The sequence below is a fragment of the Caldimonas manganoxidans ATCC BAA-369 genome, from assembly GCF_000381125.1.
Classification (GTDB): domain Bacteria; phylum Pseudomonadota; class Gammaproteobacteria; order Burkholderiales; family Burkholderiaceae_C; genus Caldimonas; species Caldimonas manganoxidans.
In genome coordinates this window covers 74,700-93,631 of the sequence record NZ_KB905931.1, presented here as the reverse complement: position 1 = coordinate 93,631, position 18,932 = coordinate 74,700, and the positions used below count along the sequence as shown (strand labels likewise).

General features: G+C 65.2%; 19 protein-coding genes. 12 read left to right on the top strand and 7 right to left on the bottom strand.

Going from position 1 to position 18,932, the window contains the following annotated elements; translation table 11 throughout:
* Window positions 1-17: 17 nt before the first annotated feature.
* From F615_RS0102480 to pmbA, 3 genes are all read right to left on the bottom strand, one after another.
* Window positions 18-1,100, bottom strand: coding sequence for a TRAP transporter substrate-binding protein (locus F615_RS0102480; RefSeq protein WP_019559592.1), 1,083 nt, complete (start codon window positions 1,098-1,100; stop codon window positions 18-20).
* 328 nt (window positions 1,101-1,428) lie between these two features.
* Window positions 1,429-2,508 carry a TRAP transporter substrate-binding protein gene (locus F615_RS0102470; RefSeq protein WP_019559590.1) on the bottom strand — a complete coding sequence of 360 codons (1,080 nt, stop codon included), beginning with the start codon at window positions 2,506-2,508 and terminating at the stop codon, window positions 1,429-1,431.
* 183 nt (window positions 2,509-2,691) lie between these two features.
* On the bottom strand, window positions 2,692-4,080 hold the full coding sequence (pmbA, locus tag F615_RS0102465; RefSeq protein ID WP_019559589.1) for a metalloprotease PmbA: 1,389 nt from the start codon (window positions 4,078-4,080) through the stop codon (window positions 2,692-2,694).
* Between the two features lie 104 nt (window positions 4,081-4,184).
* On the opposite strand from pmbA, the gene yjgA reads away from it, so the two are divergent.
* Complete coding sequence (gene yjgA / locus F615_RS0102460) at window positions 4,185-4,748, top strand: ribosome biogenesis factor YjgA (protein ID WP_019559588.1); 564 nt, start codon at window positions 4,185-4,187, stop codon at window positions 4,746-4,748.
* A gap of 3 nt (window positions 4,749-4,751) precedes the next feature.
* Window positions 4,752-5,357: a molybdopterin adenylyltransferase gene (gene mog / locus F615_RS0102455; RefSeq protein ID WP_019559587.1), complete on the top strand. Its 606-nt coding sequence runs from the start codon at window positions 4,752-4,754 to the stop codon at window positions 5,355-5,357.
* Here the strand turns inward: mog and cysE are convergent.
* Both cysE and F615_RS0102445 read right to left on the bottom strand, forming a co-directional pair.
* Window positions 5,350-6,117, bottom strand: coding sequence for a serine O-acetyltransferase (cysE, locus tag F615_RS0102450; RefSeq protein ID WP_019559586.1), 768 nt, complete (start codon window positions 6,115-6,117; stop codon window positions 5,350-5,352). The two genes, mog and cysE, sit on opposite strands and share 8 nt — an antisense overlap.
* 137 nt (window positions 6,118-6,254) lie before the next feature.
* The gene (locus F615_RS0102445) at window positions 6,255-6,983 is read right to left on the bottom strand and encodes an RNA methyltransferase (RefSeq protein ID WP_019559585.1); all 729 of its coding nucleotides are present in this window, start codon (window positions 6,981-6,983) and stop codon (window positions 6,255-6,257) included.
* Window positions 6,984-7,142: 159 nt separating this feature from the next.
* On the opposite strand from F615_RS0102445, the gene F615_RS0102440 reads away from it, so the two are divergent.
* From F615_RS0102440 to F615_RS17620, 10 genes are all read left to right on the top strand, one after another.
* Window positions 7,143-8,117: an inositol monophosphatase family protein gene (locus F615_RS0102440; protein ID WP_019559584.1), complete on the top strand. Its 975-nt coding sequence runs from the start codon at window positions 7,143-7,145 to the stop codon at window positions 8,115-8,117.
* A 51-nt stretch (window positions 8,118-8,168) separates the two neighbouring features.
* Window positions 8,169-10,751, top strand: a complete 2,583-nt coding sequence (gene mutS / locus F615_RS0102435) for a DNA mismatch repair protein MutS (RefSeq protein ID WP_019559583.1) — start codon at window positions 8,169-8,171, stop codon at window positions 10,749-10,751.
* Window positions 10,748-11,578 carry a proteasome-type protease gene (locus tag F615_RS0102430; protein WP_019559582.1) on the top strand — a complete coding sequence of 277 codons (831 nt, stop codon included), beginning with the start codon at window positions 10,748-10,750 and terminating at the stop codon, window positions 11,576-11,578. Before mutS ends, F615_RS0102430 begins: the two co-directional genes overlap by 4 nt.
* A 6-nt stretch (window positions 11,579-11,584) precedes the next feature.
* On the top strand, window positions 11,585-12,415 hold the full coding sequence (locus F615_RS0102425) for an alpha/beta fold hydrolase (protein ID WP_019559581.1): 831 nt from the start codon (window positions 11,585-11,587) through the stop codon (window positions 12,413-12,415).
* Between the two features lie 93 nt (window positions 12,416-12,508).
* Window positions 12,509-14,164 carry a CTP synthase gene (gene pyrG, locus F615_RS0102420; protein WP_019559580.1) on the top strand — a complete coding sequence of 552 codons (1,656 nt, stop codon included), beginning with the start codon at window positions 12,509-12,511 and terminating at the stop codon, window positions 14,162-14,164.
* Window positions 14,165-14,195: 31 nt separating this feature from the next.
* The gene (locus F615_RS0102415; RefSeq protein WP_019559579.1) at window positions 14,196-14,501 is read left to right on the top strand and encodes a DUF1330 domain-containing protein; all 306 of its coding nucleotides are present in this window, start codon (window positions 14,196-14,198) and stop codon (window positions 14,499-14,501) included.
* Between the two features lie 28 nt (window positions 14,502-14,529).
* Window positions 14,530-15,813, top strand: a complete 1,284-nt coding sequence (eno, locus tag F615_RS0102410) for a phosphopyruvate hydratase (RefSeq protein WP_019559578.1) — start codon at window positions 14,530-14,532, stop codon at window positions 15,811-15,813.
* Between the two features lie 9 nt (window positions 15,814-15,822).
* Window positions 15,823-16,104, top strand: coding sequence for a cell division protein FtsB (ftsB, locus tag F615_RS0102405; protein ID WP_019559577.1), 282 nt, complete (start codon window positions 15,823-15,825; stop codon window positions 16,102-16,104).
* Between the two features lie 22 nt (window positions 16,105-16,126).
* Entirely contained in the window at window positions 16,127-16,768 is a 642-nt protein-coding gene (pnuC, locus tag F615_RS0102400) for a nicotinamide riboside transporter PnuC (protein WP_019559576.1), read from the top strand.
* Window positions 16,765-17,421, top strand: coding sequence for an AAA family ATPase (locus tag F615_RS17620; protein ID WP_019559575.1), 657 nt, complete (start codon window positions 16,765-16,767; stop codon window positions 17,419-17,421). The genes pnuC and F615_RS17620 overlap by 4 nt, the downstream gene beginning before the upstream one ends.
* 3 nt (window positions 17,422-17,424) lie before the next feature.
* Here the strand turns inward: F615_RS17620 and hslO are convergent, their stop codons facing one another.
* Together hslO and F615_RS0102385 are read right to left on the bottom strand one after the other, a co-directional pair.
* Window positions 17,425-18,396, bottom strand: a complete 972-nt coding sequence (gene hslO, locus F615_RS0102390; RefSeq protein WP_019559574.1) for an Hsp33 family molecular chaperone HslO — start codon at window positions 18,394-18,396, stop codon at window positions 17,425-17,427.
* The gene (locus F615_RS0102385; RefSeq protein ID WP_019559573.1) at window positions 18,396-18,920 is read right to left on the bottom strand and encodes a gamma carbonic anhydrase family protein; all 525 of its coding nucleotides are present in this window, start codon (window positions 18,918-18,920) and stop codon (window positions 18,396-18,398) included. Before F615_RS0102385 ends, hslO begins: the two co-directional genes overlap by 1 nt.
* Between the last annotated feature and the right edge of the window lie 12 nt (window positions 18,921-18,932).

Here is an 18,932-nt window from a genome sequence, read left to right as displayed (position 1 = left end):
GCACGACGAACCGGACCTTACAACTTGGCCGATTGCATGTACCGGTCGAACTGGGCCTCGGTGAAGCGGAACCACAGGTTCTGGTCGCGACGGAAGTTGGCGTAGTCCGTGTAGACCTTCTTCCAGTTCGGGTTCTTGGCCGACAGCTCCGAATACAGCGCCATGGCCTCCTTGAAGGCGGCATCCAGCACCGCCTTCGGGAACGCCACCACCTTGGTGCGAGCCGCCACCAGCTGCTTGAGCGCAATCGGGTTGCGCACGTCGTACTTGGCCTGCATCTCGGTGTGCGCATAGGCGGCTGCGGCCTCGATGATGGCCTTGTACTCGGACGACAGCCCTTCATAGGCCTTGGTGTTGACGTACAGATCCAGCTGCGGACCGCCTTCCCACCAACCAGGGTAGTGATAAATGGGGGCCACCTTGTTGAAGCCGAGCTTCTGATCGTCGTAGGGGCCCACCCACTCGGCCGCGTCGATCGTGCCCTTCTCCAGGGCTTGATAGATTTCTCCGCCAGGGATGTTCTGCGGCACGCCGCCCAGGCGCTCGATCACCTTGCCGGCGAAACCACCGACACGGAACTTCAGCCCCTTGTAGTCGGCCACGGTCTTGATTTCCTTGCGGAACCAGCCGCCCATCTGGGCCCCCGTATTGCCCATCGGAAAGCTGATGATGTTGTACTGGGCGTAGAACTCGCGCATCAGCTTCAAGCCATTGCCCTCGTACATCCAAGCGGTCATCTGGCGCGAGTTCAAGCCGAAGGGGATGGCGCAGGCCAGCGCAAACGTCTCATCCTTGCCGAAGAAGTAATACGGCGCGGTGTGGGCCATCTCGACGGTGCCGTTCTGCACCCCGTCGACCACGCCAAACGGAGGCATCAACTCCCCACCGGCATGAACCGAGATCTGGAACTTGCCGCCCGACATTTCACTGACTTTCTTGGCGAAGGATTCGGCCGCACCGTAGATGGTGTCCAAGGCCTTCGGAAAGCTCGACGCCAGACGCCAGCGAAGATTGGCCTGGGCCTGCACGATGGCCGGCGCGGCCCCCGCAGCCAGCACACCGGCCAAGCCCGTGGTGCGGATGAAGGAACGACGTTCCATGGAAACACTCCTGTGTCGATGAGAGAAGAAGACGAGAGAGCAAGCTCGTGGGGTACCACGAACGTGGGCGAATTCTAGGTGGCGACTTTCAGCTTCCTGACAGGGTTTATCCGGTGCGCAACTTCACGTACGGGCAAGCCCTGTCAGCATTGTCAGGATCAATTCAGCTTGGCGCCGTCATGGCCATCGCCGCGGTCGGACTGGCCAACGCCCATGGTCGCCCACCCGCGGGCGAAGGGCTGGTGCGGGGGGCGCCCCAAAAAAGAAAGCCCCGCCATAAGGGGGGCTTTCATCCCGAACCCGGGGGCTCAGGCGCGGTCGATCAGGCTCACAGCTTGGCCGATTGCATGTACCGGTCGAACTGGGCCTCGGTGAAGCGGAACCACAGGTTCTGATCGCGACGGAAGTTGGCGTAGTCCGTGTAGACCTTCTTCCAGTTCGGGTTCTTGGCCGACAGCTCCGAATACAGCGCCATGGCTTCCTTGAAGGCGGCATCGATCACCGGCTTCGGGAAGGCCTTCAGCTGGGTTTTGGCCGCCACGAGCTGCTTGAGGGCCACGGGGTTGCGGGCGTCATACTTGGCCTGCATCTCCACATGGGCGTAAGTGGCCGCAGCCTCCACGATGGCCTTGTATTCGGAGGACAGGGCCTCATAGGCCTTGATGTTGATGAAGAAGTCGATCTGCGGGCCGCCTTCCCACCAGCCGGGGTAATAGTAGAAAGGCGCCACCTTGTTGAAGCCCAGCTTCTGATCGTCATACGGACCGATCCACTCGGCCGCGTCGATCGTGCCCTTCTCCAGCGCCTGATAGATCTCGCCGCCGGGGATGTTTTGCGGCACGCCGCCCAGGCGCTTGATCACTTCGCCCGAAAAACCGCCGATGCGGAACTTCAGGCCCTTGTAGTCGTTGACCGTGTTGATCTCCTTGCGGAACCAGCCGGCCATCTGCGCGCCGGTGTTGCCGCCGGCGAAGTTGATGATGTTGTACTGCGCGTAGAACTCACGCATCAGCTTCAAGCCATTGCCCTCGAACATCCAGGCGGTCATCTGGCGCGAGTTCAGGCCGAAGGGGATGGCTGCGCCGATCGCGAAGGTCGGATCCTTGCCGAAGTAGTAGTAGGGCACGGTATGCCCCATCTCGACCGTGCCGTTTTGCAGCGCGTCGACGATGCCAAACGGAGGCATCAGTTCGCCACCGGCATGCACCGAGACCTGGAACTTGCCCCCTGACATGTCATGAACCTTCTTGGCAAACGTCTCGGCCCCGCCGTAAATGGTGTCCAGGGTCTTCGGGAAGCTCGAAGCACAGCGCCAGCGAACCACAGGTTGGGCATGGACTGCCGGAGCGGCCCCGGCAGCAAGCACGCCAGCCAAGCCGGCCGTGCGGATGAAGGAACGACGTTCCATGGAAAGCTCCTGTATTGCTATGGATGAAGCCCGTAGGCCGGGCGATTCTAGGAACGATGAGCAGACCCTCGCTCGAGGGTGATTCCGCTTGGAGGAATCACCGAGTCCGACGGCTTTTTCAGGTCTTGCTCAGCACTTCGTGATAAGCCTGGCTTCAAGCGTCATCACGCTTTCAGCTGGGTCTCAGGAACCGGCTACCTTCATGCGCTCGATCAAGACCGAGCCGATGGTTTTCGATCCCAGCGTGTAAGCATCGGCTCCCACGGCGACGATGCGTTGGAACATCTCGCGCAGATTGGAAGCGATGGTGATTTCCTGCACCGGGTAGGCGATGCGGCCGTTCTCCACCCAAAAGCCAGCAGCCCCGCGGGAGTAATCGCCGGTCACGTAGTTCACGCCCTGCCCCATGAGCTCGATCACGAACAGGCCGCGGTGCAGCTTGCGCAGCATGGCCTCCAGATCGTCGTCGGCCTGCGTGAGGCGGCTGCTCAAACGCAGGTTCTGCGATCCGCCCGCATGCCCCGTGGTGCGCAGCCCCAGCTTGCGCGCCGAATAGCTCGACAGAAAGTAGCCTTGCACCACGCCGGCTTCGACCACACGGCGCGGCCGGGTCAGCACCCCCTCATCGTCGAAAGGAGCGCTGCCTTTGCCTTTGGGAATGTGCGGATCTTCATGGATGTCCACATGCTCGGGAAAGACTTGCTGCCCCAAGCTGTCGACCAGGAAGGATGCCTTGCGGTACAGCGCCCCGCCGCTGGTGGCCTGCACGAATGCGCCCAACAACCCGGCGGCCAACGTCGATTCGAACAGCACCGGGCACTCGCAGGTGGGAATCTTGCGCGCATGCAGCCGCGACAACGCGCGCTCGGCCGCATAACGCCCAACCGCCTCGGGCGAGGCCAGGTCGGCCGGGTCGCGCATCGAGCTGTACCAAGCGTCGCGCTGCATGTGCGCGCCCCGGCCGGCGATGGGGGCGACCGACAGCGAGTGCCGCGAACTGGCATAACCACCGCGGAAGCCGCGCGTGTTGCCCGCAAAGAAATGGGATTGCTGAGCCGACACGCCGGCCCCTTCGGAATTGGTGATGCGCTTGTCCACGGCAAAGGCCGCCGCTTCACAGCGCAAGGCCAATTCGGCCGCTGCGGCGGCATCCAGGGCCCAGGGGTGGAACAGATCCAAGTCGCGCTCGGCGGCCTCGCCCAGCGCCAAATCCGCCTCGTCGGGCAAACCGGCGGCTGGGTCCTCGGCCGTGAAGCGGGCGATGTCATAGGCCGCCCGCACCGTCTGCTCGATGGCCGCCGGCGAAAAATCCGAGGTGCTCGCATTGCCGCGCCGCTGGCCGATATAGACCGTCACCCCGATCGACTTGTCGCGATTGCGCTCGACGTTCTCGATCTGCCCCTTACGCACCGACACCGACAAGCCCACCCCTTCGGAGACCTCCACCGCCGCATCGCTGGCGCCCAAGGTGCGCGCCAGCGTCAAGCTCGTCTCCACGAGTTCGCGGAACTGGTCGCGGCTGTAGGCAAACCCGCTGTGGGGCGTGTCGGAGCATGAAGCGGTGGACAGCATGGAGGATGTGTCAGAAGGATTGCACGCATGAACAGGGAAGACCCGGGCTTATGATAGCGAGCACCGCAGCTTCGAGTTTTTTTGTCTTCCCCTTGGCCTCACACATGTCTGCGCCATCCCACCGATCTTTCGACGAGCCCGACGCGGCGCAGCCCCAAGAGCGCCCGAGCAAGACACGGCTCAAGCAGCTCATGCACGAGCTGCAGGCCTTGGGTGAGGATCTCGTCCAGCTGCCCGACAGCCGTTTGGAGCGACTGGCCTTGCCCGAGTCGCTGCGGCAGGCGGTGCAGGAATACAAGCGCACCCGCTCCCATGAAGGGCGGCGCCGGCAGATGCAATACATCGGCAAACTGATGCGCCAGATCGACCCCGAGCCCGTGCGCGAGGCCGTGGCCGAGATGAAACTGGGCCGCGCCACGGACAGCCTCGCGCTGCATGAAACCGAGCGCTGGCGCACCGAACTGCTGGCCGAGGACGAGGCGCTCACCCGCTGGATGGCCGCTCACCCCGGCAGCGATGCCCAGCAATTGCGCAGCCTGATCCGCGCCGCCCGCAAGGATGCCGCAAGCACTCCCGAGCAGCGCAGCGGCCGGGCCTATCGCGAACTGTTCCAGTACCTCAAGGGCCACCTCCTCACCGAGTCGGCCCGCAGCGACCACGATCTCTGACCCATGAGCCCCTCGAACTTCGACCCCGTCCGCATCGGCCTGGTCTCGATCAGCGACCGCGCCTCACGAGGCGTCTATGAAGACCAAGGTATCCCGGCCTTGCAGGAATGGCTGAGCCGCGCCTTGCGCAATCCCATCACTTGGGAAACCCGGCTCATCCCCGACGAGCGGGAAGGCATCGCCGCCACGTTGCGCGAGCTGGTGGACGAACGCGGCTGCGACCTGGTGCTCACCACTGGGGGCACCGGCCCGGCCCCGCGCGATGTCACCCCGGAAGCCACGCTGGACGTGGCCGACCGCGAGATGCCGGGGTTTGGTGAGCAGATGCGGCAGATCAGCCTGCGCTTCGTGCCCACGGCGATTCTGTCGCGCCAAGTGGCCGTCATCCGCCGCCAGACCTTGATCATCAACCTGCCTGGCCAGCCCAAGTCCATCGCCGAGACGCTCGAAGGCTTGAAAGACGCCGAGGGCCGCCCCGTGGTCCACGGCATCTTCGCTGCCGTGCCTTATTGCATCGACTTGCTCGGCGGCCCCTACCTGGAAACCGACGAGGCCGTCTGCAAAGCCTTCCGGCCGAAGAACGCCGTGCGTCCGGCCCGAGCTACTTGACCAATTGGTTCAGCGACTCGGCATCGAACTGCTCGGTGGTATGGGCATCGCTGGGCACGCAGTCCGAGCGGCGGCTGTTGGACAGCTTCTCGATGGCCTGCCACAGCAGGGCGATCTGATGCTCGTGGCTGGCCGCATTGTCCACCAGGCCCCGGATGGCCTGCGACACCGGGTCGTCGCTCTGCGTCACGCCATAGGCTGAAAACCCCATTTTGGCGGCCGCCTCTTCTCGTTGGGCATCGGCCTCTTTGTGCAAGATGCGCGCCGGATTGCCCACCGCAGTGGCCCCGGGCGGCACCTCTTTGACCACCACCGCATTGGAGCCGATGCGCGCGCCATCGCCGACGGTGAACCCGCCCAACACTTGCGCATTGGCCCCCACGATGACACCGCGCCCCAAGGTGGGGTGCCGCTTGGCCCCCTTGGTCAAGGACGTACCGCCCAGGGTGACCCCTTGGTAGATGGTGCAGTCATCGCCAACTTCGGCCGTCTCGCCGATCACCACGCCCATGCCATGGTCGATGAAGACCCGCCGACCGATGCGCGCGCCGGGGTGGATCTCGATGCCGGTGAAAAAACGGTTCAGGTGCGATAGAAAACGCCCCGTCCAGCGCAGCCCGTGCGTCCAGCACCAATGGGCCAGCCGGTGCAGCGTCAGCGCATGCAAGCCGGGATAACAGGTGAGCACCTCCCAGGCCGACCGTGCGGCCGGATCGCGCTCCAGGATGCAGGCGATGTCTTCTCGGAGGTGTTTGAACATGGTGAGGTGGCCAAGGCGCTGAGTTCAGGTGCTGTGTCTCAGTCTCAGGTGCGGTGTCGATCACGGCTCAGTGTACCGATGCGGCCAGCCGGCTGCTCGGCCGGGCGCCCGGGGCCCTGATGACAACGGGGTCGAGATCACCGGGACGAGCGGCCGCGCTCGAGCATGGCCTTGGCAATGCCTCGCAGGATGTGCACTTCCTCGGGCGCAAGGCCGGCGCGGTTGAAGATCTGATTCAGCCGAGGCATCAGCTTCTTCGGTGCCGACGGGTCGAGAAAGCCAATCGCCACCAAGGCCTCCTCCCAGTGTGCCAGCAAGCCTTGCACGGAACGACCGTCCGCCCGCGCACGATCGGCCGCGCGTGGCGGCACTTCGAAGCCGCCCAGCGCCTGACGCCATTCATAGGCCAACAGCTGCACGGCCTGGGCCAGGTTGAGCGAGCCGTAGCCCGGAGCCGTCGGAATGCTCAGCACCGCATGGCAGCGATAGACATCCTCGTTGCTCAATCCGTAGCGCTCCGAGCCAAACACCAAGCCCACGGCATGATCGCCAGCGGCCAAGGTGGGCAACAGCTCTCGCGGCGCATACGTCGGTGGGCCGAAATCGCGCGGGATCATCGCCGTGGCACAGGCAAAGGTGACACCTTCCAAGGCCTCGGCCAAGGAATCGACGATACGCGCGCGCGCCAGGATGTCGGCCGCGCCACTGGCCATCGCAATGGTCTCCTCCTGCACCAGCACATCCGCATGGCGTGGGCGCACCAGCACCAGTTCGGAAAACCCCATCACCTTCATCGCTCGGGCGGCGGCGCCCACGTTGCCAGGGTGGCTGGTCTGAACGAGGATGAAACGCGTGACATCGGGCATGGAAGCAACGGCTCGCCCAACCGGCGGCGCAACACGGGGATGGATAAAATCGTCATTATCTTTGGTGCTGCGCCTTGGCGATTCGTCCTGCCCAAGGCCAGCCGGCGCTCTTTTTCGTTGCCAGTCCTCTCATTGCTCGCGTCCGCACAGGTTCCGCCCATGTCCCAAGCGCTCCATCCCATGCTCAACACGGCCATCAAGGCCGCCCGTGCAGCCGGTGCCATCATCAACCGCGCCTCGCTGGATCTGGACCTGTTGCGCGTCAGCGCCAAGTCCTCGCCCAACGACTTCGTCACCGAGGTCGACCATGCCAGCGAACAGGCCATCATCGAAACCTTGTTGACGGCCTACCCCCACCACGGCATCCTGGCCGAGGAATCCGGACGCGCCCACGGCAACAAAGACAGCGACCATGTCTGGATCATCGACCCGCTGGACGGCACCACCAACTTCATTCACGGCTTTCCGGTCTATGCGGTGTCCATCGCCCTGGCCGTGCGCGGTCAAATCCAGCAAGCCGTCGTCTACGACCCAACGCGCAACGATCTTTTCTATGCCTCCAGAGGTCGTGGCGCCTACCTCAACGACAAGCGCATCCGTGTCTCCAAACGGGTGCGCATGAGCGAGGCTTTGATCGGCACGGGCTTTCCCTTCCGCAAGGGCGACAACCTCAAGCGCTACCTGAAGATGTTCGAGGAGATGAGCCAGGCCTGCGCCGGTCTGCGTCGCCCCGGCGCGGCCGCACTGGACCTGTGCTACGTGGCCGCGGGCTACTACGACGGCTTCTTCGAGATGGGCCTCAGCCCCTGGGATGTGGCCGCCGGCGCCCTCATGGTCACCGAAGCCGGCGGTCTGATCGGCAACTTCACCGGCGACAGCGACTTCCTGCACCAGCGCGAGGTGGTGGCCGGCACGCCACGCATCTATGGCCAAATGGTCCAGATCCTGGCGCCCTACTCCCGCGTGATCAAAGGGCAAGGGGACGATGCGCCCGCGGCCGCGCCAGAGGCCCCTGCCGTGGTGAGCGCCTTGGCGGCGGCCATCGCGGCTCCCCAACCCAAGAAAGGGCCGGTACGCATCCGTAAAAACGAAACCGAGCCCAAAGCCACCCGCAAAGACGACGCGCCGATGTGACCGGGCGGGCCCCAGCGCCTGCGCCCATCCTCCACCGAATTCGCCGCGCCGATGCAGGACTTCAGCCAGCACACGCCGATGATGCAGCAGTACCTGCGCATCAAGGCCGAATTTCCCGAAACGCTCGTCTTCTATCGGATGGGCGATTTCTATGAGCTCTTTTTCGACGATGCGGTCAAGGCCAACCGCCTGCTCGACATCACGCTGACCACCCGCGGCCACAGCGCCGGTCAACCCATCGTGATGGCCGGCGTCCCGGTGCATGCGGTCGAGAATTACTTGGCCAAGCTGATCAAACTGGGCGAAGCCGTGGCCATCGCCGAGCAAGTGGGCGACGTGGCCAGCGCCAAGGGCCCAGTAGAGCGCAAAGTGGTGCGCGTGGTCACCCCGGGCACCGTCACCGACACCGAACTGCTGGCCGACAAAGCCGACACCCTGTTGCTGGCGCTGCACCGTCAAGGCGCCACTTTCGGTTTGGCCTGGCTGGGTCTGACCCACGGACAACTGGGGCTCACCGAATGCTCGGCCCGCGAGCTGGCCACCTGGCTGGCACGGCTGAATGCTGCCGAACTGCTGGCCACCGGCGAGGACCTGCCACCAGCGGTCTTGCAGTCGCGCATCGCGCTGACGCGCCGGCCGGCCTGGCAGTTCGACTCGGCGCTCGGTCGGCGCAAGCTGTGTGAGCAGTTCAAAGTGGCCAGCCTGGCAGGCTACAACGCGCAAGACCTGCGCGTGGCCCATGCGGCCGCAGCCGCCCTGCTCAGCTATGCCGAGCACACCCAAGGCCGCGCCCTGGCCCATGTCAGCGAGCTGCGCGTGGAGCGCGCCAGCGAGCTGCTGGAGCTGCCGCCGGCCACGCACCGCAATCTGGAACTCACCCAAACCCTGCGTGGCGAGGACAGCCCCACCGTGCTGTCGCTGCTGGACACCTGCCGCACCGGCATGGGCAGCCGAGCGCTGCGGCGCTGGCTCACCCATCCCCAGCGCGACCGCACGCAGGCCGAGCGCCGTCACGCCGCCATCGCCGCCTTCATCGACCATGGCATCGAGGCGCTGCGCGAGGCGCTGCGGCAGGTCAGCGATGTCGAGCGCATCACCGCACGATTGGCGCTGCGCCAGGTGCGCCCGCGTGAGCTGGCCGGCCTGCGCGCCACGCTGCTGGCCTTGCCCGCGTTGCGCGCCACGCTGCCGCAGCCCCCGGTGGGGCTGCTGGCCGAGCTGGCCGAAGCCCTGAGTCCGGCGCCGGCCGCCGCCGACTTGCTGCAACGCGCTTTGGCCGAGGAGCCGGCCGTTTGGCTGCGCGACGGCGGTGTGATCGCCCCCGGCTTCGATGCCGAGCTGGATGAACTGCGCGCGATCAGCCAACACTGCGACGCATTCCTGATCGACCTGGAAGCACGTGAGCGCGAGCGCACCGGCATCGCCAATTTGCGCGTGCAGTTCAACAAGGTGCACGGCTTTTACATCGAAGTCACCCAAGGCCAGATCGACAAAGTGCCGGCGGACTACCAGCGCCGCCAAACCCTGAAGAACGCCGAGCGCTACATCACGCCCGAACTCAAAGCCTTCGAAGACAAGGCCCTGTCGGCGCAGGAGCGGGCAATGGCGCGTGAGAAGCTGCTGTACGAACAACTGCTCGACGCCCTGCAGGTCCATGTGCCGGCCCTGACCCGGCTGGCCCGCTCGCTGGCCGCCCTGGACGCCCTGGCCGCTCTGGCCGAACGGGCCATGACGCTGAATTGGTGCCGACCCGAGTTCGTGCGCGAACCTTGCATCGAAATCGAGCGCGGCCGCCACCCCGTGGTCGAAGCCCGCTTGCTGGAAACCGGCGCCGGCCCTTTCATGCCCAATGACTGCCGGCTCGATGCGCGCAAGCGCATGCTCATCATCACCGGCCCGAACATGGGCGGCAAATCCACCTTCATGCGGCAAGTGGCCTTGATCGTGTTGCTGGCGGCCATGGGCTCTTACGTGCCGGCGGCTTCCTGCCGCCTGGGCCCGATCGACGCGATCCACACCCGCATCGGCGCGGCCGACGATCTGGCCAATGCCCAGTCCACCTTCATGGTCGAAATGACCGAGGCGGCGGCCATTTTGCACAGTGCCACCGAGCATTCCCTGGTGCTGATGGACGAGATCGGCCGGGGCACCTCCACCTTCGATGGGCTGGCGCTGGCCGGCAGCATCGCCAGCCATTTGCATGACAAGAATCGCTCGTTCACACTCTTTGCCACGCACTACTTCGAGCTGACAGAGTTTCCGGTGAAGCACGAACGGGCCTTGAACGTGCATGTGTCGGCGGCCGAGTCGGGCGAGGACATCGTGTTTCTGCACGAGATCCAGCCTGGACCGGCCAGCCGCAGCTACGGCGTGCAGGTGGCGCGCCTGGCCGGCATGCCGGCCAGCGTGTTGCGGCAGGCCCGCGCCACGCTGGAGGCCCTGGAGGCCCAGCAGCGCCACAGCCACGCGCAGATCGACCTGTTTGCCCCCCCGCCAGCGCCGCCGGAGCCGGCGGCCGCCCCATCGGCCGTCGAAGAAGCGCTGGCGGCGCTCCAGCCAGACGCCTTGTCGCCTCGCCAAGCGCTGGACGCCCTGTACCGTCTGAAAGAACTCCTGCAAGGCAGATCCCCATGACCTACTGCGTGGCCATGCGCCTGGACACCGGCATGGTGTTCCTGTCCGACTCGCGCACCAATGCGGGCCTGGACCAGATTTCCACGTTCCGCAAGATGACCGTCTACGAGCAGCCTGGCGAGCGGACCATGGTGCTGCTGTCGGCCGGCAATCTGGCGATCACGCAATCGGTGCGACAGCTGCTGCGCACCGAAACCATCGACAGCCCCGACGGACCGGTGTCGATCTGGAACTGCCGTAGCATGTTCGATGCTGCCCGCATCGTCGGCGCGGCAGTACGCAAGGTCTATGCGCGAGATGCCGATGCGCTGAAGAATTTCGGCATCGACTTCAACGTCAACCTCATCTTCGGCGGCCAGATCCGCGGCGAGCCGATGCGCCTGTTCAATGTGTACGCCGCCGGCAACTTCGTCGAGGCCGGACTGGACGGCGTGTGTTACTTCCAAATCGGCGAGTCCAAGTACGGCAAACCGATCATCGACCGCGTCATCACCCCGGCCACCCCCTTGGAACAGGCCGCCAAGTGTGCCCTGATCTCGATGGATTCCACGCTCAAGTCCAATCTGTCGGTGGGCTTGCCGCTGGACCTGCTGATCTACGAGGCCGATTCCTTGCACGCCTCGCGTATCCTACACATCGACGAAAACGACAGCTATTTCCGTATGATCCGCAGCACTTGGGGCCAGCGTCTGCGAGAAGTCTTCGAATCCATCCCCGATCCGGGCTGGAGCGCGGCATCCGGGGCGCCCAGTGCCGAGCAGGCCCCCTCACAGCAAGAACAGATGATCCTGCACCCGATCCGCAAGGTGCAAGCTCCCAGTGCCTGAACCACCATGAACCGCCATCTCGTCTTCTCGCATGCCAACGGCTTTCCGGCCGGCACCTACCGCAAGCTGTTCGACGCCTGGCGCGAGGCCGGCTACACGGTGCACGCGGTGGAAAAGTTCGGACACGACCCACGCTACCCGGTCACCAGCAACTGGCCGCACCTGCGCAACCAGCTCCTGCATTTCATCGAACGGGAAGTGGGCCAGCCCGTCTGGCTGGTGGGGCATTCGCTGGGCGGCTATTTGAGCCTGCTGGCTGCGGCCAAACGCAACGACTTGGCCCAAGGCGTGGTGCTGCTGGACTCGCCCATCGTCTACGGCCTCAAGGCCCACGGCGTGCGCCTGTTCAAAGCCGCTGGGCTGATTCAGCGGGTCTCGCCCGGCCGGGTGTCGCGCCAGCGGCGCACCACCTGGGCCAGCGAGGAAGAAGCCCTGCGCCACTTCGCGGCCAAGCCCAATTTCGCCGTGTGGGACCCGGAAGTCCTACAAGACTACATCCGCGCCGGCACCCAGCCCTTGGGCGACCGGCGCGTGCTGAGTTTCCGCCGCGAAGTCGAAACAGCCATCTATGACTCGCTGCCTCACCACCTGCACTGGCTGCTGCGCCGCAGGCCCTTGCCCTGCCCGGTGGCATTCATCGGGGGAACACGCTCGGCCGAAGTTCGGCAAGTGGGCCTGCGCGGCACGCAAGACGTGGTCCAGGACCGCATGCAATGGATCGAAGGCAGCCACCTCTATCCCTTCGAGAAGCCCCTGGAGACCGCTCGCGCCGTCGTGAGCTGGTTGCAGCGCTTCGAACAGGAGGCTTGCGGCACGGCCGAGCCTCGCGCGGCCTGAGCCGGAGCCAGCCCGCGCATCGGAGGGCAAGCGGCTTGTCATAAAATGCCGCTTTACCACCACGGCGCGGGCGACAAGCTTGCGCCGCCCACAATGACCAAGTACGTCTTCGTCACTGGCGGGGTGGTGTCCTCCCTGGGCAAGGGCATCGCTTCGGCCTCTCTGGCTGCGATCCTCGAATCGCGCGGCCTCAAAGTCACCCTCATCAAGCTCGATCCGTACATCAACGTCGACCCGGGCACGATGTCGCCGTTCCAGCACGGCGAAGTCTTCGTCACCGACGATGGCGCCGAAACGGATTTGGACCTCGGCCACTACGAGCGTTTCATCACCACGCGCATGCGCCGGGCCAACAACTTCACCACCGGCCAAATCTACAAGAGCGTGCTCGAAAAAGAGCGCCGGGGCGACTATCTGGGCAAAACCGTCCAGGTGATTCCGCACATCACCAACGAAATCCAGGAATTCATCAAGCGTGGCGCCGGGGTGGGCACGCCCGAGGAGGTCGACGTGGCCATCGTCGAAATCGGCGGCACGGTGGGTGACATCGAGTCCCTGCCGTTCCTGGAAGCCGTGCGACAGATGAGTCTGAAGCTTGGGCCCAACAACACCGCCTTCGTGCACCTGACCTATGTGCCCTGGATCGCTGCGGCCGGCGAGCTCAAGACCAAACCGACCCAACACACGGTGCAAAAGCTGCGCGAAATCGGCATCCAGCCCGATGCCCTGCTGTGCCGTGCCGACCGCCGCATCCCCGAGGATGAGCGCGAGAAGATCTCGCTGTTCACCAATGTGCCCGAGTACGGCGTGATCTCGATGTGGGACGTGGACACCATCTACAAGGTGCCGCGCGTGCTGCACGAGCAAGGTCTGGACCAGCTCATCTGCACCAAGCTGCACTTGAGCACCCGCCCGGCCGACTTGTCCAAATGGGACCACCTCGTGCATGCGGTGGAGCACCCGCAGCACGAAGTCACGATCGCAATGTGCGGCAAGTATGTGGATTTGTCCGACTCCTACAAGTCGCTCAACGAAGCGCTGCGCCATGCCGGCATCCACAACCAGGCCCGCGTGAAGATCGACTACATCGACTCCGAGGAACTCACTCCGGACAATATCGACCGGCTCGGCAAGTACGATGCCATCCTCGTGCCCGGTGGATTCGGCAAGCGCGGGGTGGAAGGCAAGATCCTGGCCGCCCAATACGCCCGCGAACACCGCATCCCCTATCTGGGCATCTGCCTGGGCATGCAGGTGGCCACCATCGAGTACGCTCGCCACAAAGCCGGCCTGACCGGCGCCAACAGCACCGAATTCGACCCGCAGGCCCCGCATCCGGTGATCGCGCTGATCGATGAGTGGCAAGATGCGGACGGCTCGATTCACAAGCGCGATGCCAACTCCGACCTCGGGGGCACGATGCGCCTGGGTTCGCAAAGCTCGGACGTCAAGCCCGGCACGCTGGCCCATGAAATCTACGGCGATGTGGTCACTGAGCGTCACCGCCATCGCTACGAAGCCAACGAGAAATACCTGCCCCAGCTCGAGGAAGCCGGTCTGGTCATCTCGGCCATCACGCAGCGCGAAAAACTCACCGAAATCGTCGAGCTGCCGCGCGACGTGCATCCCTGGTACATGGGCGTGCAATTCCATCCCGAGTTCAAATCCACCCCCTGGGGCGGCCACCCGCTGTTCAACTCGTACATCAAGGCGGCGTTGGAGCATCAACGCCGCCGGCAGGCGGGCTGAACGCATTCATCCCCTCCGCGGAGAACAGCACATGCCAGAGGCCTATTTGATCGTCACGATGAAGATCTCCGACCCGCAGCGCTATCAGCAGTACATGGCCGAGGCGCCTGCAGCGGTCAAAGCCGCTGGCGGGGAATACCTCGTGCGTGGCGGCCGGCATGAGACCCTGGAGGGCGACTGGCAGCCCCATCGTGTGGCCGTCTTGCGCTTTCCCTCTTACGAGCAGGCCAAGGCGTTCTACGACGGCGAGGCCTACACCCGCATCCGTGCGCTGCGCAGCGGCGCCACCGACTACTTCAACATGGTCTTGGTCGAGGGCGTCGCCGCTCCGGTCTGACCTCACTTGCACAACCGAAAGGAACCTCATGAGTGCCATCGTCGACATCGTCGGCCGTGAAATCCTGGACAGCCGTGGCAACCCCACCGTCGAGTGCGACGTGCTGTTGGAGTCCGGTGTGATGGGCCGTGCGGCCGTGCCGTCCGGAGCGTCCACCGGCTCACGCGAAGCCATCGAGCTGCGCGACGGGGACAAATCCCGCTACCTGGGCAAAGGCGTGCTCAAGGCCGTCGAGCACATCAACACCGAAATCTCCGAAGCGGTGATGGGGCTGGACGCCTCTGAACAAGCCTTCCTAGACCGCACCCTGATCGACCTGGACGGCACCGACAACAAAAGCCGCCTGGGCGCCAATGCCATGTTGGCCGTCTCGATGGCCGTGGCCCGGGCTGCGGCCGAGGAGTCGGGCCTGCCGCTGTACCGCTACTTCGGTGGCTCGGGCGCCATGCAAATGCCCGTGCCCATGATGAACGTCATCAACGGCGGGGCGCATGCCAACAACAACCTCGACTTGCAGGAATTCATGATCCTGCCGGTGGGAGCGCCCAGCTTCCGCGAAGCCGTGCGTTACGGTGCGGAAGTCTTCCATGCGCTGAAGAAGATCATTCACGACAAGGGCATGAGCACCGCCGTGGGCGACGAAGGGGGCTTTGCCCCCAGCGTGGCCAGCCACGAGGCCGCCATTCAACTGATCTTGGAGGCCATCGACAAAGCCGGCTACACCCCCGGCGAACAAATCGCCCTTGGCCTGGACTGTGCCGCCAGCGAGTTCTACAAGGACGGCAAATATCACCTTGCCGGCGAAGGCCTCACGCTGGCGGCCGAACAGTGGGCCGACATGCTGGCCACCTGGTGCGACAAGTACCCCATCATCAGCATCGAAGACGGCATGCACGAAGGCGACTGGGACGGCTGGAAGCTGCTGACCGAACGCCTGGGCCGCCAAGTGCAACTGGTCGGTGACGACCTTTTCGTCACCAACACCAAGATCCTGAAAGAAGGCATCGACAAAGGCATCGCCAACTCGATCCTCATCAAGATCAATCAGATCGGCACGCTGACCGAAACCTTCGCCGCCATCGAGATGGCCAAGCGCGCCGGCTACACCGCGGTGATCTCGCACCGCTCGGGCGAGACCGAGGATGCCACCATCGCCGACATCGCCGTGGGCAGCAACGCCGGCCAAATCAAGACCGGCTCGATGTCCCGCTCCGATCGCATCGCCAAGTACAACCAGCTGCTGCGCATCGAGGAGGACCTGGGCGACGTGGCCACCTACCCCGGTCGCGCAGCGTTCTACAACCTGCGCTGACCGTCTCCGATGAACGCACGCTTCGTCACCCTGGGCCTGCTGGCATTGCTGGGTGCCGTGCATGCCGAGCTGTGGCTCGGCAAGAACGGTCTGCCCCGGGTGATGGAGCTGCAATCCCGTCTGGACGAGCAACGATCGCGCAACGACGCCGCCCGCGCGCGCAACGAACAGCTTGCCGCGGAGGTGCGCGACTTGCGCGAGGGCCTGGAGATGGTCGAGGAAAAAGCCCGCCTGGAACTGGGCATGATCAAGCCCGACGAAATCTTCGTCCAGGTGATACCCCGTCGATGAAGCCCACGATGCAGCGCCTCCCATGATGGACGGCTTGCTCGCCGCGTTCGCGCCGCTGATGCAGGCGGCCTTCACCCTGTGGGGCTCGCCGGTCACCTGGCTGGAAGTCCTCGCCGTGGCCTTGGCCCTGGCCATGCTGGTGTGCAACATCCGGGTGATCCATTGGGGCTGGCCGCTGGCTGCCGCCAGTGCGCTGTTGTACTTCCTGCTCTTCTGGCAGCACCGGCTGTATGGCGACGCCGCACTGCAGATCTTTTTCGTCATCGTGGCCCTGTGGGGCTGGTGGCAATGGCTGTGCGGCCGCCGTGCTGACGGCTCCCGTCTGGACGTGCGCTATCTCGGATGGCGGGGCCGCCTGCTGGCCGTCCTGGCCGTGGTCCTGACCTGGCCCGGGCTGGGGGCATGGCTGGACCGGCACACCGACACCGACGTGCCCTACTGGGACGCCTTCCCGACCGTGGCCAGCGTGGTGGCGCAAGCCTTGCTCGCCCGCAAGTTCGTCGAGAACTGGATGGTCTGGCTCGTGGTCAATCTCGTCGCGCTGGCCCTGTTCGTCCACAAGTCCCTGTGGCTCACCGCGGCGCTGTACGCCGTGTTTGCCGCGAGCTCACTGGTCGGTTGGCGCGCCTGGCACCGACGGGTGGCCGCCCGGACCGACGCATGATCATCGCGCTGCTTGGCGCCGAGAGCACCGGCAAGACCGACCTGGCCCGCGGCCTGGCCGCACGGGCCTGCGCGCAGGGCTTCAAAGCCCAAGCGGTCGAGGAATATCTGCGCGAATTCTGCGACCGCCACGCCCGCACGCCGCGCCCCGAAGAGCAAGCGCATATCGCCGAAGAACAGACACGCCGCATCCTGGCCGCCGCTGCGGCCCACGAACTCGTTTTTGCCGACACCACGGCCGTCATGACCGCGGTGTACAGCGACGTGTTGTTCGATGACGCATCGCTGTACGAGGCCGCCTTCCAGGCCCATCGCCATTGCAGCCTCACCTTGCTGACCGGCCTGGATCTGCCTTGGACGCCCGATGGCATCCAGCGCGACGGCCCCCACATGCGAGCGCCCGTGGACGAGCGGCTGCGACGACGCTTGCTCACCGCCGGGGTGGCCTTCAGCGTGATCTACGGTCTGGACGACCAGCGTTTGGAAGCCGCCTGGCGCGTGGTGGAAACCGCCTTGCGCGCCCAGGGGCGACTCAACCCGTCCGCCGCCGCCGCGGACGAGGAGCCGCGTTTGCGTCTGCGCCCCTGGTGCCGCGAATGTCTGGTGCCCGAATGCGAGCACCTGCTGCGGCGCCGAGGCCAAGCACCCGCCTGAGGCTCACTGCACGGACACCGGCCCCGGCGGATGGTCACGCCCCGGGGTGAACAAACTGCCCACGTCCACCGCGTCGAAGTGGTAGCGGGCGCCACAGAAATCGCAATCGATCTCGACACGCCCTTGCTCGGCCACGATGGCGTCGACCTCCTCTTTGCCCAATCCGAGCAGCATCTGCCCCACCCGCTCGCGTGAGCACGAGCAGGCAAACCGCGGGCCCTGTGACCCGGTGAGCGGTTCGAAGCGACGCAGCGTCTCTTCCCAGAAGAGCCGCCGCAACACCGTGTCCGCATCCAGCCTCAGCAGCTCCTCGCGCGTGAGCGTGGCCGCCAGATGGGCGATGCGGTTGTAATGCTCGTTCAGGCCGATGTCGTCCTCTCGGCTTCGCCCCCCCGCCAGATTGCCCTCGCCCTGCACCGGCAGGCGCTGGATCAGCAGCCCGGCGGCGACCTGATCGTCGGCAGCCAGGACCAGCCGGGTGTCGAGCTGCTCGGACTGCAGCATGTAGTGCTCCAGCACCTCGGCCACGCTTTGCAAGGGTTGACGGCGATCGCCATGCAAGGGCACCACGCCTTGGTAGGCCTGCTGCCCCGGCAGGCGGTCCTTCGGATCGAGCGTGATCGCGCAGCGGCCCTGGCCATGCACATTCACCAGGGCCTCCAGCCGCGCCGTGGGCGCCACTTCGCCCAGCACCTTGGCCGTGGCACGCAAACGCAAATCGGGCTGCACCTCGACGACGGCCAAGCGCACCGGCCCGTCGCCTTGGATTTGCAAGACCAGCGAGCCATTGAACTTGATGTTGGCCTGCATCAACACGCCGGCGGCCGTCATTTCGCCGAGCAACCGGCGCACCGGCTCGGGATAGCCGCCGACGGCCTCACGCCGACGCAGCATGTCGGTCCAGGCATCGGTCAGCCGCACCAACATGCCGCGCACGGGCAGTCCTTCGAACAGGAACTTGTGCAGCGCCGACATCAGCCGATCCTCTTGAGCCCGGCACGAAACCGCCGGGCGTTGTGCACATAGTGGGCGGCCCCCAGGCGCAAGCGCTCCACCTGCTCGGGCGTGAGCTGCCGCACCACTTTGGCCGGCGCGCCCAAGATCAAGGACCCGTCGGGGAATTCCTTGCCCTCGGTCACGACCGCGCCGGCGCCCACCACGCATCCCTTGCCGATGCGCGCATGGTTCAAGACGACCGCCTGGATGCCGATGAGCGAGCCATCCCCGACGGTGCAGCCATGCAGCATCGCCTGGTGCCCGACGGTCACCCCCTCGCCGACGGTCAGCGGCACCCCAGCATCGGCATGCAGCACCGCGTTGTCCTGGATGTTCGAGCCCCGCCCGATGCGAATGGGAGCCGTGTCGCCGCGGATCACGACACCGAACCACACGCTGGTGTCCTCGGCAAGATGGACATCGCCGATCACCTGGGCCGACTCGGCCACCCAGGCCGACTCGTGCACGGTGGGGATCAGCTCGTCGAGCTGGAAGAGGGCCATGAACTGCTCCTG

Coding starts and splice junctions, on each gene's coding strand:
- F615_RS0102480 (WP_019559592.1), bottom strand. CDS start 1,100: ATGGAACGTCGTTCCTTCATCCGCACCACGGGCTTGGCCGGTGTGCTG.
- F615_RS0102470 (WP_019559590.1), bottom strand. CDS start 2,508: ATGGAACGTCGTTCCTTCATCCGCACGGCCGGCTTGGCTGGCGTGCTT.
- pmbA (WP_019559589.1), bottom strand. CDS start 4,080: ATGCTGTCCACCGCTTCATGCTCCGACACGCCCCACAGCGGGTTTGCC.
- yjgA (WP_019559588.1), top strand. CDS start 4,185: ATGTCTGCGCCATCCCACCGATCTTTCGACGAGCCCGACGCGGCGCAG.
- mog (WP_019559587.1), top strand. CDS start 4,752: ATGAGCCCCTCGAACTTCGACCCCGTCCGCATCGGCCTGGTCTCGATC.
- cysE (WP_019559586.1), bottom strand. CDS start 6,117: ATGTTCAAACACCTCCGAGAAGACATCGCCTGCATCCTGGAGCGCGAT.
- F615_RS0102445 (WP_019559585.1), bottom strand. CDS start 6,983: ATGCCCGATGTCACGCGTTTCATCCTCGTTCAGACCAGCCACCCTGGC.
- F615_RS0102440 (WP_019559584.1), top strand. CDS start 7,143: ATGTCCCAAGCGCTCCATCCCATGCTCAACACGGCCATCAAGGCCGCC.
- mutS (WP_019559583.1), top strand. CDS start 8,169: ATGCAGGACTTCAGCCAGCACACGCCGATGATGCAGCAGTACCTGCGC.
- F615_RS0102430 (WP_019559582.1), top strand. CDS start 10,748: ATGACCTACTGCGTGGCCATGCGCCTGGACACCGGCATGGTGTTCCTG.
- F615_RS0102425 (WP_019559581.1), top strand. CDS start 11,585: ATGAACCGCCATCTCGTCTTCTCGCATGCCAACGGCTTTCCGGCCGGC.
- pyrG (WP_019559580.1), top strand. CDS start 12,509: ATGACCAAGTACGTCTTCGTCACTGGCGGGGTGGTGTCCTCCCTGGGC.
- F615_RS0102415 (WP_019559579.1), top strand. CDS start 14,196: ATGCCAGAGGCCTATTTGATCGTCACGATGAAGATCTCCGACCCGCAG.
- eno (WP_019559578.1), top strand. CDS start 14,530: ATGAGTGCCATCGTCGACATCGTCGGCCGTGAAATCCTGGACAGCCGT.
- ftsB (WP_019559577.1), top strand. CDS start 15,823: ATGAACGCACGCTTCGTCACCCTGGGCCTGCTGGCATTGCTGGGTGCC.
- pnuC (WP_019559576.1), top strand. CDS start 16,127: ATGATGGACGGCTTGCTCGCCGCGTTCGCGCCGCTGATGCAGGCGGCC.
- F615_RS17620 (WP_019559575.1), top strand. CDS start 16,765: ATGATCATCGCGCTGCTTGGCGCCGAGAGCACCGGCAAGACCGACCTG.
- hslO (WP_019559574.1), bottom strand. CDS start 18,396: ATGTCGGCGCTGCACAAGTTCCTGTTCGAAGGACTGCCCGTGCGCGGC.
- F615_RS0102385 (WP_019559573.1), bottom strand. CDS start 18,920: ATGGCCCTCTTCCAGCTCGACGAGCTGATCCCCACCGTGCACGAGTCG.